This is a genomic window from Shinella sp. GW835-FHT14H05, from assembly GCF_058793575.1.
In genome coordinates this window covers 838,594-855,280 of the sequence record NZ_JBXAFY010000001.1, presented here as the reverse complement: position 1 = coordinate 855,280, position 16,687 = coordinate 838,594, and the positions used below count along the sequence as shown (strand labels likewise).

At 64.0% G+C, this 16,687-nt stretch carries 17 protein-coding genes; 12 read left to right on the top strand and 5 right to left on the bottom strand.

What is annotated here, in order from left to right; genetic code table 11:
* The first annotated feature begins 21 nt into the window (after positions 1–21).
* Complete coding sequence (gene gmd / locus AC1Q6Z_RS04280) at positions 22–1,092, top strand: GDP-mannose 4,6-dehydratase (RefSeq protein WP_492646840.1); 1,071 nt, start codon at positions 22–24, stop codon at positions 1,090–1,092.
* 1 nt (position 1,093) lies between these two features.
* The gene (fcl, locus tag AC1Q6Z_RS04275; protein WP_492646839.1) at positions 1,094–2,023 is read left to right on the top strand and encodes a GDP-L-fucose synthase; all 930 of its coding nucleotides are present in this window, start codon (positions 1,094–1,096) and stop codon (positions 2,021–2,023) included.
* 1 nt (position 2,024) lies between these two features.
* On the opposite strand, the gene AC1Q6Z_RS04270 is transcribed toward fcl, so the two are convergent.
* Complete coding sequence (locus AC1Q6Z_RS04270) at positions 2,025–2,756, bottom strand: hypothetical protein (protein ID WP_492646838.1); 732 nt, start codon at positions 2,754–2,756, stop codon at positions 2,025–2,027.
* 129 nt (positions 2,757–2,885) lie between these two features.
* Between AC1Q6Z_RS04270 and AC1Q6Z_RS04265 the strand changes: the two genes are divergently transcribed.
* Together AC1Q6Z_RS04265 and AC1Q6Z_RS04260 are read left to right on the top strand one after the other, a co-directional pair.
* Positions 2,886–5,108, top strand: a complete 2,223-nt coding sequence (locus AC1Q6Z_RS04265) for a glycosyltransferase (RefSeq protein ID WP_492646837.1) — start codon at positions 2,886–2,888, stop codon at positions 5,106–5,108.
* 1 nt (position 5,109) lies between these two features.
* Complete coding sequence (locus tag AC1Q6Z_RS04260) at positions 5,110–6,093, top strand: mitochondrial fission ELM1 family protein (protein WP_492646836.1); 984 nt, start codon at positions 5,110–5,112, stop codon at positions 6,091–6,093.
* Here the strand turns inward: AC1Q6Z_RS04260 and AC1Q6Z_RS04255 are convergent.
* Positions 6,065–6,532, bottom strand: coding sequence for an Lrp/AsnC family transcriptional regulator (locus AC1Q6Z_RS04255; protein WP_256117464.1), 468 nt, complete (start codon positions 6,530–6,532; stop codon positions 6,065–6,067). The genes AC1Q6Z_RS04260 and AC1Q6Z_RS04255 overlap by 29 nt on opposite strands.
* 248 nt (positions 6,533–6,780) lie before the next feature.
* On the opposite strand from AC1Q6Z_RS04255, the gene trxB reads away from it, so the two are divergent.
* Both trxB and AC1Q6Z_RS04245 read left to right on the top strand, forming a co-directional pair.
* A complete protein-coding gene (gene trxB / locus AC1Q6Z_RS04250) occupies positions 6,781–7,770 on the top strand; it encodes a thioredoxin-disulfide reductase (RefSeq protein ID WP_439624523.1) in 990 nt (329 codons plus the stop codon).
* A 114-nt stretch (positions 7,771–7,884) separates the two neighbouring features.
* On the top strand, positions 7,885–8,781 hold the full coding sequence (locus AC1Q6Z_RS04245) for a LysR family transcriptional regulator VtlR (RefSeq protein WP_256117466.1): 897 nt from the start codon (positions 7,885–7,887) through the stop codon (positions 8,779–8,781).
* On the opposite strand, the gene AC1Q6Z_RS04240 is transcribed toward AC1Q6Z_RS04245, so the two are convergent.
* Positions 8,778–9,278 carry a hypothetical protein gene (locus AC1Q6Z_RS04240; RefSeq protein ID WP_492646835.1) on the bottom strand — a complete coding sequence of 167 codons (501 nt, stop codon included), beginning with the start codon at positions 9,276–9,278 and terminating at the stop codon, positions 8,778–8,780. The two genes, AC1Q6Z_RS04245 and AC1Q6Z_RS04240, sit on opposite strands and share 4 nt — an antisense overlap.
* 31 nt (positions 9,279–9,309) lie before the next feature.
* Here AC1Q6Z_RS04240 and AC1Q6Z_RS04235 point away from each other — a divergent pair, with 31 nt between their 5' ends.
* The 3 genes from AC1Q6Z_RS04235 (at position 9,310) to AC1Q6Z_RS04225 (ending at position 12,023) form a co-directional block, all read left to right on the top strand.
* The gene (locus AC1Q6Z_RS04235) at positions 9,310–9,621 is read left to right on the top strand and encodes an ArsR/SmtB family transcription factor (RefSeq protein ID WP_435267725.1); all 312 of its coding nucleotides are present in this window, start codon (positions 9,310–9,312) and stop codon (positions 9,619–9,621) included.
* Between the two features lie 29 nt (positions 9,622–9,650).
* On the top strand, positions 9,651–10,772 hold the full coding sequence (locus AC1Q6Z_RS04230; protein WP_492646834.1) for an alkene reductase: 1,122 nt from the start codon (positions 9,651–9,653) through the stop codon (positions 10,770–10,772).
* 156 nt (positions 10,773–10,928) lie between these two features.
* On the top strand, positions 10,929–12,023 hold the full coding sequence (locus AC1Q6Z_RS04225; protein WP_492646833.1) for a calcium:cation antiporter: 1,095 nt from the start codon (positions 10,929–10,931) through the stop codon (positions 12,021–12,023).
* Positions 12,024–12,041: 18 nt separating this feature from the next.
* On the opposite strand, the gene AC1Q6Z_RS04220 is transcribed toward AC1Q6Z_RS04225, so the two are convergent.
* Positions 12,042–12,290: a hypothetical protein gene (locus AC1Q6Z_RS04220; protein ID WP_256117471.1), complete on the bottom strand. Its 249-nt coding sequence runs from the start codon at positions 12,288–12,290 to the stop codon at positions 12,042–12,044.
* A gap of 118 nt (positions 12,291–12,408) precedes the next feature.
* A complete protein-coding gene (locus AC1Q6Z_RS04215; RefSeq protein WP_256117472.1) occupies positions 12,409–13,611 on the bottom strand; it encodes a pyridoxal phosphate-dependent aminotransferase in 1,203 nt (400 codons plus the stop codon).
* Positions 13,612–13,936: 325 nt separating this feature from the next.
* On the opposite strand from AC1Q6Z_RS04215, the gene AC1Q6Z_RS04210 reads away from it, so the two are divergent.
* The 3 genes from AC1Q6Z_RS04210 to AC1Q6Z_RS04200 all read left to right on the top strand — a co-directional run bounded on the left by AC1Q6Z_RS04210 (position 13,937) and on the right by AC1Q6Z_RS04200 (position 16,463).
* Positions 13,937–14,845, top strand: a complete 909-nt coding sequence (locus AC1Q6Z_RS04210; RefSeq protein ID WP_492646832.1) for an EAL domain-containing protein — start codon at positions 13,937–13,939, stop codon at positions 14,843–14,845.
* 173 nt (positions 14,846–15,018) lie between these two features.
* Positions 15,019–15,219: a hypothetical protein gene (locus AC1Q6Z_RS04205; protein WP_256117474.1), complete on the top strand. Its 201-nt coding sequence runs from the start codon at positions 15,019–15,021 to the stop codon at positions 15,217–15,219.
* Between the two features lie 74 nt (positions 15,220–15,293).
* Positions 15,294–16,463 (top strand): PQQ-dependent sugar dehydrogenase, encoded by a 1,170-nt coding sequence (locus tag AC1Q6Z_RS04200; RefSeq protein ID WP_492646831.1) that lies wholly within the window; start codon positions 15,294–15,296, stop codon positions 16,461–16,463.
* The last annotated feature ends 224 nt before the right edge of the window (positions 16,464–16,687 follow it).

The following is a 16,687-nucleotide window of genomic DNA, read 5'->3' as shown; positions in this document are numbered from 1 at the left end:
CCTTCACCCTGGAGAACAGACTTGTCCAAGAAACCGGTGGCTTTGATTACGGGCGTAACGGGTCAGGATGGCGCCTATCTCGCGCAATTGCTGCTCGACAAGGGCTACATCGTGCACGGCATCAAGCGCCGCTCCTCCTCGTTCAACACCGGGCGCATCGAGCACATATACGAGGACCCGCACGAGCCCGATCCGCAATTCTTCCTGCATTACGGCGACATGACGGATGCGACGAACCTCGTGCGCATCGTGCAGCAGACCCAGCCCGACGAGATCTACAACCTCGCCGCCCAGAGCCATGTGCAGGTAAGCTTCGAGACGCCGGAATATACCGCCAACGCCGATGCGATCGGGACGCTGCGCATGCTGGAGGCGATCCGCATCCTGGGGCTGGAAAAGAAGACGCGCTTCTACCAGGCCTCCACCTCCGAACTCTACGGCAAGGCGCAGGAGGTTCCCCAGAGCGAGACGACGCCGTTTTATCCGCGCTCGCCCTATGCGGCGGCAAAACTCTACGCCTACTGGATCGTCGTGAACTACCGCGAGGCCTATGGCCTGCACGCCTCGAACGGTATCCTCTTCAACCACGAAAGCCCGCTGCGCGGCGAAACCTTCGTGACGCGAAAGATCACCCGCGCGGTCGCCGCCATCAAGCTCGGCCAGCAGGACCAGCTCTTCCTCGGCAATCTCGATGCCAAGCGCGACTGGGGCCACGCCAAGGAATATGTGCGCGGCATGTGGCTGATGCTGCAACAGCCGCAGGGCGACGACTACGTGCTGGCGACCGGCACCACGACGACCGTGCGCCAGTTCGCCGAATGGTGCTTTGCCGAGGTGGGCATGACCATCCGCTGGGAAGGCCAGGGCATCGACGAGAAGGGTTTTGACGCCGCGACCGGCAAATGCCTGATCAGCATCGACCCGCGCTACTTCCGCCCGACGGAGGTCGATCTCCTGCTCGGCGACCCCAAAAAGGCCGAGACGGTGCTCGGCTGGCGCCACGAGACAAGCGCGCACGAGCTGGCCCGCGAAATGGTCCGCGAGGACCTGAAGCTCATGCAGAAAGAGTTCTCCGACAAGGGTCGCCTCTGACATGTATGACCTCACGGGAAAACGCGTCTGGGTCGCCGGTCATCGCGGCATGGTCGGCAGCGCCGTCGCGAGGCGGCTCGAAGCGGAGAATTGCGAAATCCTTTTCGCCCAGCGCGACGCGGTCGATCTCGAAGAACGCGCCGATGTCGAGCGCTTCCTCGCGGAGCACCGGCCGCACGCCGTGGTCATGGCGGCCGCCAAGGTCGGCGGCATCCTCGCCAATGACCGCAACCCGGTGGAATTCCTCCAGCGCAACCTGACGATGGAGCTGAACGTCATCAAATCCGCCCACGAGGCGGGTGTCGAGAAGCTGCTCTTCCTCGGGTCGAGCTGCATCTACCCGAAATTCGCGCCGCAGCCGATCAAGGAAAACGCGCTGCTCACCGGCGATCTGGAGCCGACCAACGAGTGGTACGCGATCGCCAAGATCGCCGGCATCAAGCTGTGCCAGGCCTATATGAAGCAGCATGGCGCGCGCTTCATCTCCGCCATGCCGACCAACCTTTATGGCCCGCACGACAATTTCGACCTCCAGACCAGTCACGTCGTGCCGGCGCTCATCCGCAAGGCGCACGAGGCGAAGCTTGCCGGCCTCGACCATGTGACGATCTGGGGTTCCGGCACACCGCGCCGCGAATTCCTGTTCAGCGAAGACTGCGCCGATGCGCTGGTATTCATCCTGAAGAACTATGAGGACTATGAGCACATCAATGTCGGCTCGGGCGAAGACATCCCGATTCTCGACCTGATGAAGCTCGTCGCAGAGGTCGTCGGCTTCGAAGGCCGGATCGAGACCGACCCGTCGAAACCGGACGGCACGCCGCGCAAGCTGATGTCGAACGAAAAGCTGGCGCGCCTCGGCTGGAGACCATCCACGGACCTGCGCGAAGGTCTTTCCCGCGCCTATCGTTGGTATCTGGACACGCTGTGAACTAGCGCCAGTTCTCGTCGATCCATTTCGTCGGCCGCACATATTTGTAGGCCTTCTTCCACCAGGCTTTGACGGGCCATTCGCCGATCACCGCCTCGTCCGGATCCGGCTTGCCGGTGAAGGCAACGATGCGGGTCGCCGGCGGCAGCGGCACGTCCTTGAAGAAATTCATCGGCCAGCGCGGCAAAAGCGTGTGCTTGAAGCTGACGCACCATTCGGCAGGCCAATAGGTCATGCCCTCGGCAGCCGAAGAGACGTAACGCTGCGAAATGGTGTGCTTGTCGATCTTGGTGTCCGGGTCTCGAATGAAATCGTCGAAGATGTGCGTGTTGGTGCCGACGGTCCAGCGATAGACCGAGGTGTTGCCGATGCCCTTGCCGAGTTGCGTCCAGTTTTCCGCGATGCAGAAGCGGCCCGGCGCATAATCGAAGAAATCGTCAAGCGGCCCGGTGATGACAACGTCGAGATCGACGAACAACACATCGCCTTCGAGATCGGCGAGCGGTGCCTGCCACAGCGAAATCTTGCGCCACGGCTTCCAGGCGACGCGCTCGGGAATATTGATCGGCGGCAGCGGGAAGACATCGACGGCTGGGTCGATGCCTGTGGCATCTTCCGTAAAACAAACGAGCCGGGTCGGGCGAACCGTGTTGCGCTTGATCATGGACCACAGGCGGTTGACATAATCCGCCGGATATCGCGTGCCCCATTTCATGCATGCTATCGTCTGCATTCGTCATCGTCTCCTGTCGCGCGCGCCTCCATAGACCATATCGGCCCGCGGTGATAGGAGTTCTGCGAAACATGCCGCCGCCTCCCGCGCGCGGGCAGCCCTATAGAGCCCTGACAGCCTGTCATCACAATGAATATCCTTATACTGACGCAATGTTTTCCGCCTGACGTCGGCGGGATCGAAAACATGATGGGATCGATGGCGCTTGCGCTTCAGGAAAGCGGGCACACGGTGACGGTTCTCGCCGATGGCAAAGCGGACGCGGCGGACCTGAAACGGCCCTACCGCATCACACGTTTTTCCGGCTGGAAACCGCTGCGGCGCTGGCGCAAGGCGCGTGCGGCGGAGAAGTTGACCCGCTCTGGTGCCTTCGACCAGATCATTGCCGACACCTGGAAAAGCGTCGAAAACCTCGGCACCGTCGCCGTGCCGATCACCGTGCTCGCCCACGGCATGGAGTTCCCGGCAGCACCCTCCCCGCGCAAGGCCGAGCGCATCCGCGCCGCCATGGCCAAGGCGGCGGACGTCATCGCCAATTCCTCCTTCACCGCCGGCCTTGCAGCGCCTTACGTGAAGGCCGAACGGCTGCGCGTCGTCACCCCAACCGTTCCCACGCAGTTGGAGGCCACTCCCGAAAGGCTTAAAGAGCTGCGCACCCTCCATGGCGACGGGTTGCAGATCATGACGCTCTGCCGGCTGGAGCCGCGCAAGGGCGTCGACAAGCTTGTTGAAGCGGTCGCGAAGCTCGGCCCCGCCTATCCCGGCCTGAAGCTGCATGTCGCCGGTGACGGCGCGGATCGCGCGCGGCTGGAAAGCCTCGCCCGGGAGGCCGGCGTCGCGGATGCCGTGGTCTTCCACGGCCGCGTCTCGGAGGACGATAAGGCCGCTCTTCTCCAGCTGGCGGATGTCTTCGCCATGCCCGCCCGCCGCGAGGGCAACTCCGTCGAAGGCTTCGGCCTCGTCTATCTGGAAGCCGCCTGGTTTGGCGTGCTGAGCCTCGCCGGCCGCGACGGCGGCGCCTCCGACGCCGTGCTCGACGGCGAGACCGGCCTGCTCTGTGACGGCGCCGACGGCGCCTCCGTGACAGCAGCGCTGGACAGGCTGCTCGGCGACCGTGCGCTTCGCGAGCGGCTCGGCGAAAACGCCGCCCGGCACGCGCGCGAACAGACCTGGCGGCGCAAGATCAAGGATTTTGCCGTGCGCGGCGGAGAGGCCGCGGCACCGCGCATCATCCAGCTCCTGCCGGCGCTGGGCGATGGCGGGGTGGAGCGCAGCGCGGTGGAAATGGCCGGCCATCTCGGCACCCTCGGCGTGGCGAACTGGATCGCCAGCGCCGGTGGCCCGCTGGTGGCCGCGGCCGAGGCCGCCGGCGCCCGGCATGTGACAATCCCGGTCGGCAAGAAATCGCCCTTCGCCGCCGTTTCGGCCGCGCGCGCCATCGCGCGGCTGGTCGATGCGGAAGGCATCGACATCGTCCATGCCCGAAGCCGCGTGCCGGCCTGGGTCGGCCTGCTGGCGCGGCGTCTCGCGAAACGGCCGGTGCATTTCGTGACGACCTTTCACGGCGTCTACAGCCACGGCAATGCCCTGAAACGCTTCTACAACAGCGCCATGTTGCGCGCGCCGCTTGTCATCGCGAACTCGCAGTTCATCCGCCGCCACATCACCGAGGTCTATGGTTTTCCGGAGGCCCGCGTGGTCGTCGCCCCCCGCGGCGTCGAGCCGGCGCTCTTCGACCCCGCAAGCATTTCCGCCGAGACCCGCGCTGCGTTGCGCGCCGAACTCGGAGCGACAGCAGACGGGCCGCTGGTGGTGATGGTCGGCCGCGTCACGCGGTGGAAGGGCCATGCCGTGCTCGTAGAGGCCGCCGCCCGCCTTGCCCGGCCCGACCTGCGCCTCGCCTTCATCGGCGGCGGTTCGGATGCACTGGTTGCCGAGTTGCAGCGCGACAGCGCCCGCCTCGGCCTCGAAGGCCGCCTGCATTTCACCGGCAGCCGGCGCGACGTGCCCGCCGTCCTCGCCGCCGCCGACCTCGCCGTCTCCGCCTCGACCGACCCGGAAGCCTTCGGCCGCGCGGCGATCGAGGCCCAGGCGATGGGAACGCCCGTCATCGCCACGAACCATGGCGGCAGCCTCGAAACGGTGCTTCCGGGCGAGACCGGCTGGCTCGTCCCGCCCGGCGATGTCGCGGCCCTTGCCGCCGCGCTGGAAGACGCCCTTTCCGACTCCGAGCGCCTCGCCGCCATGGGCGAAAACGGCCGGCGGCACGTCCTGGCGAATTTCACCACCCGGCAGATGCTCGAAAAGGAGTTTTCCGTCTACGAAAAGCTCCTGACGGGACCGCGGTCCTGAGATGGCGGAAAGCGGCGCCCCCGTCGTCTGGGTCCTGACGGACGGCAAGGCCGGCGACGAACAGCCGCTGATCGGCCTTGCGGAAGCGCTCGGCGCGACACCGATCCTGCGCCGCGTCGCCCCGCGCCGCGCCTTCACCTGGCTGATGCCCTGGGGGCCGATCGACCCGAAGGACGCACCGTCGAAACCGGGTTCGCCACTCGCGCCAGCCTGGCCCGACATCTGCCTCGCCACCGGCCGGCGCGCGGTGCCTTATCTGCGAAAACTGAAAGCCCTTTCACCGGCGACCTTTTGCGTGCTCTTCAAGGACCCGCGCACGCGCCGGCACGGCGCGGACCTGATGATCGTGCAGCAACACGACGCACCGCGCGGCGACGATGTCCTCGTCGTCACCACCGCCCCCAACCGGCTCTCGCCGCAACGGCTGGCAGAGGCGCACGCCGCCTTCGAGGCAGCGCTGGCATCCCTGCCCCAACCGCGCATCGCCGTGCTCGTCGGCGGCAACGGCCGGCACCATAAATTCACGCAAGGCGATATCGATCGCCTGCTCGGCGGGCTGCGCGCGAAACTCGATGAGGGAGGTGGGCTGATGATCACGGCCTCGCGCCGCACGCCGCCGACACTCGTCACGGCCCTTGCCGATCTGGCAACGGCGCCGCATGCCCGCTTCTGGGACGGCACCGGCGAAAACCCGCTGCTCGCCTATCTCGCCTGGGCCGACGAGATCGTCGTGACCGGCGATTCGACCAACATGGTGGGCGAGGCAGCCGCCCTGGGCGTGCCGGTGCAGATCTTCCAGCCCTCCGGCCGGCACGACAAGATAGACCGCTTCATCGCAGCACTTTCCCGGGAAGCCACCATCGGCCGGTTTCCCGAGGCGCCTGCCAGCGGCAGCCACGCGCCGGTGAATTCCACGCCGGCGCTTGCGGAAAAAATCCTGTCGCGTTTTCGGGATTTCAGAGCTCGACCAGCCCGACCTTCTTGACCTGGCGGATGGTCAGCATGGTGCGCACGGTATCGACCTGCGCATTGGCCGTCAGCACCTCGATGACGAAATCCTGGAAGCGGGTGAGGTTTTCGGCAACGCAGTGCAGCAGGAAATCGCTGTCGCCGGAGACCATCCACGCCTGGCGCACCATCGACCATTCGCCGGTGGCGGCGGCAAAGGCCTTGAGGTTCGCCTCCGACTGGTGCTTCAGCCCGACCATGCAGAAGGCGACGAGATCGTAGCCGAGCGACGGCGCGTTCAGGAGCGCCGTATAGCCCTCGATGATGCCCGCCTCCTCCAGCTTGCGCACGCGGCGCAGGCAGGGCGGCGCGGAAATTCCGGCACGGGCGGCCAGCTCCACATTGGTCATCCGGCCGTCGGCCTGAAGCTCTTTCAGGATACGCATGTCGATAGCGTCGAGTTCGGCACGGAACATGGGACTTTTCGAAACCTTTCAGGATGACGACCGGATGTGACCCGAATCGCCGCATCAGCGCAACATTGTTAGTGCAAGAGGCACAAATATGTCACGCGCCTTCGCTTGTCTGTTGGCAAAGCCGCGCGCGCACTTGAAACTCACGGCACTCCCTTCATAAATGAAGGTCGATCAACGACACGCTGGCCGATGCCTGCGCGCAACCGCGCGGATCGGCGATTGGGGCAAGAACCCCGAAAGGAACGACCATGCCCGGCCCTTCTGTTTCTAGCCGTCATGTAAAGGTGCTCATCATCGGGTCCGGCCCCGCCGGCTACACCGCCGCCATCTACACCGCCCGCGCCATGCTGGAGCCCGTGCTGATCGCCGGCATGGAACAGGGCGGCCAGCTGATGATCACCACCGACGTGGAAAACTATCCGGGTTATGCCGACCCGGTCCAGGGCCCCTGGATGATGGAGCAGATGCTGAAGCAGGCGCAACATGTCGGCGCCGAGATCGTCAACGACCTCGTCACCAATGTCGACATGAACGTGCGCCCCTTCCGCATTTCCACCGACAGCGGCACCGAATGGACCGCCGACGCGCTGATCATCGCCACCGGCGCCAAGGCGAAGTGGCTCGGCATCGAGACCGAACACAAGTTCATGGGCTTTGGCGTATCGGCCTGCGCCACCTGCGACGGCTTCTTCTACCGCAACAAGGACGTCATCGTCGTTGGCGGCGGCAACTCGGCCGTCGAGGAGGCGCTTTACCTTTCGAACCTTGCCAAGACCGTGACGGTCGTTCACCGCCGCGACGGTTTCCGCGCGGAAAAGATCCTTCAGGAGCGCCTGTTCGCCAAGGAGAACGTCAAGATCGTCTGGGACCATGAGGTCGTCGAATATCTGGGCGCCGACCCCAAGCCGCCGATGCCGGCCTCCGTCAACGGCGTGAAGCTGCGCAACGTCAAGACCGGCGAGACGCGCGACGTCGCCATCGACGGCGTCTTCGTGGCGATCGGGCACGCGCCAGCGGTCGAACTGTTCAAGGGCAAGCTGCGCCAGAAGCCGAACGGCTATCTGTGGACGGCGGCCGATTCCACGGCGACGGACGTGCCGGGCGTTTTTGCCGCAGGCGACGTCACCGACGACATCTATCGCCAGGCGGTGACGGCCGCCGGCATGGGCTGCATGGCGGCTCTGGAAACCGAAAAATACCTTGCAGGTCATATGCCTGTCGCAATTGCGGCCGAGTAGAAGCCGCCAACTAAGGGAGGCGGATACGATCCGACCTCCCACGTGGGAACAGTTGAATCAGCGACCAGGCGGGAAACCTATGGTTCCCCGCCATAAAGACATATGGGGGATAGAATGCCGCTGGATTGGGACAAGCTGCGGATTTTTCATGCCGCGGCCGAGGCCGGCTCGTTCACGCATGCGGCAGACAAGCTGCACCTCTCGCAGTCGGCCATCAGCCGTCAGGTGAGTGCGCTGGAGCAGGATGTCGGCATCAAGCTCTTCCACCGCCATGCCCGTGGCCTGATCCTCACCGAGCAGGGCGAAATCCTCTATCGCACCGCCCACGACGTGCTGATGAAGCTCGAAAGCGTGCGCGTTCAGCTCACCGAAAACACCGAGAAGCCGAGCGGCAAGCTGCGCATCACCACCACGGTCGGCCTCGGCCAGGGCTGGCTGACCGACAAGGTGCAGGAATTCCTCGCCCTCTACCCGGACATGCAGGTGCAGCTCATCCTCGACAACGAGGAGCTGGACGTGAACATGCGCCACGCCGACTGCGCCATTCGGCTCCGCGAACCCCAGCAGTCGGACCTCATCCAGCGCAAGCTCTTCACCGTGCACATGCACGTCTATGCCGCACCCTCCTACATCAACCGCTACGGCGAGCCGCAGTCGATCGACGATCTCGACAACCACAAGATCATCACCTTCGGCGAGCCTGCGCCGAACTACCTGCTCGACGTCAACTGGCTGGAGATCGCGGGCCGCGATTCGGACAATCCCCGCCCCTCCATCCTGCAAATCAACAGCCAGACCTCGATCAAGCGCGCCTGCCTGCTCGGCATCGGCGTCGCGATGCTGCCGGACTATATTGTCGGGCGCGATCCCGGCCTCCTGCAGTTGCCGGTGAGCGCCGACATCCCGTCCTTCGATACCTATTTCTGCTATCCGAGCGAGATGAAGAACTCCGCGAAACTCAAGGTTTTCAGGGATTTCATCGTCGCCAAAGCACGCAACTGGAACTTCTAAAAAGGGTGATCGGCAAGGCCTGCGCCCAATGCATGGCTGGCATGCACATTAAATGATTGATGTATGCCCAAAAAACCACCATATCGCACCCAGCTGATGCACTTTGGTGGCTTTTTCCTCCCAGTGCCACCGCAGCAGCTGTTCCCCTCTGGAGGTTTTATTACCTTCAAAACTATAAAGGGCCCAAGTTGATCTTGCGGCCCTCTTTTTTTGCCTTTCATTAACCAAGGCAAAATTTTCAACATTGTTAGAAAACTTGGCACGTCCTTCTCTTGAAGAAGCGGCTCCCCTTCTCCATATTTATGACAGCCAACGCACTTGCGGTCTTTCTCCTCCCAGTGCCGCGCGTTGGCTGTTCCCCTCTGGAGGTTATAAACCTTCACAACTGTAGGGCCCAGGCTTCGCTTGCGGCCCTCTTTTTTTGCCGATTTTTTTTGGCCCGTTTTTTTGGGGCGGCCCCTTGTATCGGCAAGCGGCGAACACAATATCGGGAACATCCGATATAATCATCGACAGATCACGATAGAGATGACCACGCCCGACACCGACGAAATCGAAATCCTGAAGGCGCTTGCCCATCCCAAGCGGCTGGAGATCCTTGCCTGGCTGAAGGAGCCGGGCGAGCATTTCGCCGGGCAGGAGCATCCTTTGGACTTCGGCGTCTGCGCCGGCCAGATCGAAAAGCGCTGCGAGCTCTCGCAGTCCACGGTTTCCGCCCACCTTGCCACCCTGCAGCGCGCCGGTCTCGTCACCACGCGCAAGGTCGGCCAGTGGGTGTTCTTCAAACGCGACGACGAAAAGATCGCGGCCTTTCTCCACCACATCAACCGCGCACTCTGAGCGCTTCCCAAGCCAGAATAGGACCCTTCATGACCTCGCTCTTCGACCCCCTCAAGATCGGTGATATCCAGCTCGCCAACCGCATCGTCATGGCTCCGCTGACGCGCAACCGCTCGCCGGGCGCCGTGCCGAACACGCTGAACGCCGCCTATTACGAGCAGCGCGCCACGGCCGGCCTGCTGATCACCGAGGCGACCGCCATCACCCACCAGGGCCAGGGCTATGCCGATGTGCCGGGCCTCTACAAGCCGGAAGCGCTCGAAGGCTGGAAGCAGGTGACCGACGCCGTGCACAAGGCCGGCGGCAAGATCGTCGTGCAGATGTGGCATGTCGGCCGCATCTCGCATGACACGCTCCAGCCGAACGGCGGCAAGCCGGTCGCCCCGTCGGCGATCCGCGCCAAGTCCAAGACCTACCTCATCAACGAGGACGGCACCGGCACCTTCGCCGAAACCTCCGAGCCGCGTGCCCTTGAGCTTAACGAGCTTCCGGGCATCATCGAGGATTACCGCCGCGCCGCCCGCGCCGCGATCGATGCCGGCTTCGACGGCGTCGAGATCCACGCCGCCAATGGCTACCTCATCGACCAGTTCCTCCGCTCCGGCAGCAATGTCCGCACGGATGAATATGGCGGCTCGATCGAAAACCGCGCCCGACTGCTCTTCCAGGTCGTCGATGCGATCACCGCGGAAATCGGCGCCGGCCGCACGGCCATCCGCATCTCGCCGGTAACGCCCGCCAACGATTCCTCCGATCCGAACCCGCAGCCGCTCTTCACCTATGTCGTCGAAGGCCTCGCCAAGTACGGCCTCGCCTATATCCACGTCATCGAAGGCGCCACGGGCGGCCCGCGCGATCACCAGCAGGGCGACACGCCGTTCGATTATGCGGCGCTGCGCGCAGCCTACCAGGCGGCCGGCGGCAAGGCGGCCTGGATGGTCAACAACGGCTACAACCGCGAACTCGCGATCGACGCCATCGAAGAAAACAAGGCCGACCTCGTCGCCTTCGGCAAGCTCTTCATCGCCAACCCCGATCTCGTGGACCGTCTGAAGAACGACACCGTGCTGAACGCCCCGGACCAGGGCACGTTCTACGGCGGCGGCGCCAAGGGCTACACGGATTACCCGATCCTCGAAAACGTCGCCTGACATCCCGTGCGGGCACGTCGCCGCAATCCGGCGCGCCCGCACCCGCCTCCCCCGTGGAGGTAAAACGCCCGCGGTTTCCTCCACCGCGGGCGTTTCCTTTTGGCGCGGCTCGGCTACATCTAGGGCAAGCGCATCTGCCGAGGAGCCCGCCCGCCCATGCTCTCCAGCCTTATGAAGGAACGTGTCCTGTTCGTCGGCTTCGCGGCCGCCATCCTCGCCTATGCAACGGAACACAGCCTCCTGGAGATGGGGCGCCTGCCGCTGCTCGTCGCGGCCTTCGCGCTGGTCGTCGCGATCATCCTGGTTTCGACGCGTATCGCGCACCACGCGGAAATCCTCGCGTCCAAGGTCGGCGATCCCTATGGCACGATGATCCTGACGCTCGCGGCGGTGCTGGTGGAGGTAGTCGTGCTGGCGATCATGATGCAGGGCGAAACCTCGCCGACGCTGGTGCGTGACACGATCTATGCCGCGGTGATGCTCGACATCAACGGCATCCTCGGGCTCGCCGCCCTGCTCGGCGGCATCCGCCATGGCGAACAGCCCTATAACGACGATTCGGGAAAGACCTATGGCGTGATGATCCTGACGGCCATGGGCATTTCCATGGTCGTGCCGGAATTCGTGCCGCGCGAAAGCTGGCATCTCTATTCCGCCTTCACCATCGGCGCGATGATCGCGCTCTACGGCGTCTTCCTGCGCATGCAGGTCGGCCCGCACTCTTATTTCTTCAGCTACGCCTATCCGCGCGCAGAGCGGAAGGAAGGACTGCCGAGCAAGGCGCCGGACGAGAACGAACCGGCGACCTTCTCAATCGTCGTGATCGTTCTCGGCGTCGTGCTGATCGGTGCGCTTGCCGAAGTCATGTCCGTGCTGCTTGGCGTGGGCTTAAAAGGCTCCGGCGCCCCGCCGGCGTTGATGGCGGTGGTCGTGGCGGCGATCTCGGCAGCACCCGAAATCCTGACGGCCCTGCGCGCGGCGCTTGCCAACCGCATGCAATCCGTCGTCAACATCGCCATGGGCGCTTCACTCTCCACCGTCATCCTGACGGTGCCGGTGATGGAGGCGATCGCGCTTTACACAGGCCAGCCCTTCGTCATGGCGATGACGCCCGTTCAGACGGTGATGGTGATGATCACGCTGATCGCCGCCGCCATCAACCTCAATGACGGCGAGACGAACGCCATCGAGGGCATGACGCACTTCATCCTCTTCGCCACCTTCATCATGCTGACGATGATCGGCTTATAGGCCGATGGGGATCGGCCTTTAGCGGTCGTACTCGCGGGTCAGGCCCTTGTAATATTCGCCCGGATCGAAGCGCACGGTGCGGGACTTGCCCGGATTGTTCAGGAAATAATCGTAGATCGACATCGCCTCGGCGCGGTCGTTGACCACGATCCTGCCATGCGGCGCTGCCTCGCCCCGCTCGGCATTGCCATAGCCGTCCGCGGCAAGCGCGGATGTGGCGGCGAGAAGGGTCACCAGGCCGGCGATGGGGAGTGACTTGGCTTTCATGGTCCTGCTCCGATGTTCGTCTTCTCCCTATATCGGAAGCGAAAGCGGAAATGTCACGGCCCGAAAACAAAAAACCCGCCGTCTCCGGCGGGTTTCGATTGTGGTGGCAAAGGCCGTGTTACTTGCAGGCCGCGCAGAAGCGCTGGATGCGCTTGCAGGCCTCTTCGAGCTGCTCTTCCGAGGTGGCGTAGGAAATGCGGAAGTTCGGGCCGAGGCCGAAGGCCGAGCCGTGAACGACGGCGACACCTTCCGATTCCAGCAGTTCCGACACGAAATCCTCGTCCGTCTCAATGACCTTGCCCGACGGCGCGGTCTTGCCGATCAGCCCCTTGCAGGACGGATAGACGTAGAAAGCACCCTCAGGAGAGGGGCACTCGATGCCCTTGGCCTGGTTCAGCATGGAGACGACGAGGTCGCGGCGGCCTTCGAAGATCTTCTTGTTTTCCGGAATGAAGGCCTGGGTGCCGTTCAGCGCCTCGACGGCCGCCCACTGGGCGATCGAGCACGCACCGGAGGTCTGCTGGCCCTGGATCATGTCCATCGCCTTGATCAGCGAAAGCGGGCCGGCCGCATAGCCGATACGCCAGCCGGTCATAGCATAGGCCTTCGAGACGCCGTTCATCGTCAGTGTGCGATCGTAGAGGCCGGGCTCGACCTCGACCGGGGTCGCGAACTTGAAGTCGCCATAGGTCAGGTGCTCGTACATGTCGTCGGTCAGCACCCAGACCTGCGGGTGGCGCATCAGCACGTCCGTCAGCGCCTTCAGCTCGTCATGGCTATAGGCAGCGCCGGACGGGTTGGAGGGCGAGTTGAAGATGAACCACTTGGTCTTCGGCGTGATCGCCTTTTCGAGATCTTCGGCCTTCAGCTTGAAATTGTTTTCCTGCGTCGTCGCGACGAAGACCGGCGTGCCGCCGCACAGCGACACCATTTCCGGGTAGGACACCCAGTAAGGTGTCGGGATAACGACTTCATCGCCCGCATTCATCGTGGCCATGAAAGCGTTGAAAAGAATCTGCTTTCCGCCGGTGCCGACGATCGTCTGCGCCGCCGTGTAGTCGAGGTTGTTCTCGCGCTTGAACTTCTTGGCGATCGCCTCGCGCAGCTCCGGAATGCCGGAGACCGGCGTGTACTTCGTCTCGCCGCGGTTGATCGCGTCGATGGCCGCCTGCTTGATATTGTCCGGTGTGTCGAAGTCGGGTTCGCCTGCACCCAGCCCGATGACGTCACGGCCTTTGGCTTTCAGCTCGCGCGCTTTCTGGGAAACGGCGATGGTGGCGGAAGGCTTCACACGGGAAAGGGCGTCGGCAAGAAAGGCCATGATGGAGATGTCCTCATCGGGTTCAAAGACGGCTTGACGCCATGGACCCGGAGCGCCGGGCTCCATAGCGGTTAGGTCTATGTCGAATGTGCGCCGGTCTTGCAAGCGCGAAGGGCGAAAAAAGCGGAAAAGCCGGGCGTGCACGCAAAATTTCATGAACGCCATCAACGACGCGAATGAATTGGGGCGACGTCGTGAAATCATCACACTAATTGGTTGAAACGACTTTTAACAATGAAGATTTTTACGCGAAAGATTAAGGTGCCGTTAAGGGGTGCCGCCTATGCTGGGCCCGTCGTGATCGTTCCGGCGGATGGTGCGCTGCATGAGCGAAAGAAGCATATTTTCCAATCTCGTCCGTCAACCGGACGGCGCCCTCAGCGCGCTCTATGGCCCCTATCTGCTGCAATCCGCCCTCCAGCCGATCTTTTCGGAACGGGCGGACGGCCGGTTGCAGATTGCGGCGTTCAAGGGCCTGATCCGCGCCAGCATGGGCGACATGCCCTGCTCTCCCGCCGATTTCTTCCAGCGCGTGCCGCCGGAGGAGCGCGCCGCGGTGGACGGTCTTTGCCGCAGCCTGCATATCCTGAATGCCGGGGCGCTCGGCCGCCGCGATGCGGCGCTCATCATCAATTTCCAGGCGGGCCTCTATCTGACCCAGCCGGCGATCCGCCAGGAGGTGGAATGGCTGCGGCTTGCCGCCCATGAGGCCGGCCTGCCGCCGGCGCGCATCGCCTGCGAGATCCGCGAACATCCCTACGACGACCCGGACGTGCTGTCGCGTTTCGCCACGCGGCTGCACGAAAGCGGCTTCGCCATCGCCATCGACGACTATACCGGCGAAGACCGCGACCTCGAACGCCTGCAACGCCTGCAGCCGCAATTCGTGACCTTCGACACGGCCTGGCTCGGCAGCTTCGCCGAAAACTCCGCCGGCCTTGCGCTGCTGCGCGTCGTCATCGGCCGGTTCGCCCAGAAGGGCATCACCGCCATCGTGGCCGGCATCGAGGAGCCGGAGATGATCGAGATGTGCCGCGAGATGGGCGGGCCGCTGATGCAGGGCTACCTGCTCGCCCGTCCGGAACTGGCGCCGACGAGCTTCAACCTCACCTACCCCGAGCTTGACGACGAACCGGTGCAGGCGCTGGCCGAACTCACCGCGGCGGCAAGCGCCGCACCCGCCGAAACGCGTGTCGTCCGCCCCCTCCGCCAGTTCGGCCGAAGAGGTATCTAGAACGGCGGAACCGGGCGGTCTATTCGGCCGAACACACTGAAAATCCGGCTTTTTTACCCTGCCATCTTTTCGCCACAATAAATGCCGTGCCTTGCCGCAATTCGGTCCTTCAAGCGCCGACTTCGGCGGGCTTTTTCGATGGCACAGCGAAGCGGAAGACGAAGGGGAAAACGATGTTTCTGGACGAGGACAAGGTCGGCAACAAGCCGAAAGTGCGCGAGGCCCGCGCCATGTTCCTGATCGCCATGACGGCACTCGCCGCCTGCGTCGCGATGGTCATCAGCCTGATGTCGCCGCCGGCCGTGGCACTGGACACGATCAAGACGTCCGGCATCGAGAAGACCGCCACCGATCTTCAGCCCACGCAAAAGTGACACGACCGCGCCGACTGCGCTCTTGAAAGCCGCCCCGCTCTGGGCCAGTTAACGGCGAAGGACGGGAGACGGTGATGCGACAAGACATTCGGCGCGTGCAAGCCATTGTAAAGAGCGCGACCGCGGCATTCCTCCTCGCCGCCATGCTCGCCACCTCCCCCGCCGCCGCCGAAACCCGCGAATTCCCCAGCAAGAAGGCCCCGCTCGTCGTCGAGACGCTGGCGACCGGCCTGAAACAGCCCTGGTCCGTCGAAGTGCTGCCGGATGGCGGCTACCTCGTCTCGGAAAAGCAGGGCACGCTGCGCCTCGTGAAGAACGGCCGGATTTCCGCCCCGATCAGCGGCGTGCCCGCCGTCGCCACGAACGGCCAGGGCGGCCTGCTCGATATCGCGCTCGCACCCGATTTCGCGACAAGCCGCACGCTCTACCTGACCTACAGCGCCAGGGGCGATGGCGGCGCCGGCACGGCGGTCGCGAAGGCCAAACTCTCGGCCGACGACACCGCGCTCGAAGACACGACGCGCATCTTCCTGATGAGCCGGCTTACGCCGCGCGGCCAGCATTTCGGCTCGCGCATCGCGGTTGCCAAGGACGGCAGCCTGTTCTTCGGCATCGGCGACCGCGGCGAGGACGAACGCGCGCAGGACCCGCGCGACCATGCCGGCGCCATCCTGCACATCAACCCGGACGGCAGCCCGCATGCCGACAATCCCTTCCTCGGCACCTCCGACGGGCTTGCCGAAATCTGGTCGAAGGGCCACCGCAACCCGCAGGGCCTGGCGATCGACCCGAAGGACGGCACGCTGCTGTCGGCCGAGCACGGTGCGCGCGGCGGCGACGAGATCAACAACCCGCAGCCCGGCCGCAACTACGGCTGGCCGCTCGTCTCCTATGGCCGTCACTATTCCGGCGCCGAATTCGACCTCGGCTCATCGGCCAAGGGTTTCGAGGACCCGCTTTATTATTGGGACCCGTCCATTGCGCCGGGCGCGATTGCCGTCTACCGCGGCGCGATGTTCCCGGAATGGGACGGCAACCTGCTCGTCGCGGCGCTCAAATACCAGCTCCTCGCCCGCCTGGAACGCGACGAGAGCGGGGCGATCGTCTCGGAAGAGCGGCTGTTCGACGGCGAGTTCGGCCGTATCCGCGACGTAGTCGTCGCCCCCGACGGAGCCCTGCTTCTCCTGACCGACGATGCCAGCGGCACACTACTGCGCGTGTCCCGCGCGAGCGCGACGGAGTGACGGCGGCGCCCGCCGCGCACGTTGCTTTGAGCCTCACAATATAAGTCATACCAGACAGTGCGACGCGCCTGTAACCTGCGCCATTTTTCGGCAATCGCCCGGAATTTGACCAAAGTGAGGCACATCAAACACACCCCAAAACTTTTGCTTGCCAATTTCACACAAACGCATCACTCTTGCGCCGTTCGGGCAATTTGCGAACACGGGAAGACCTTGAATAAAAG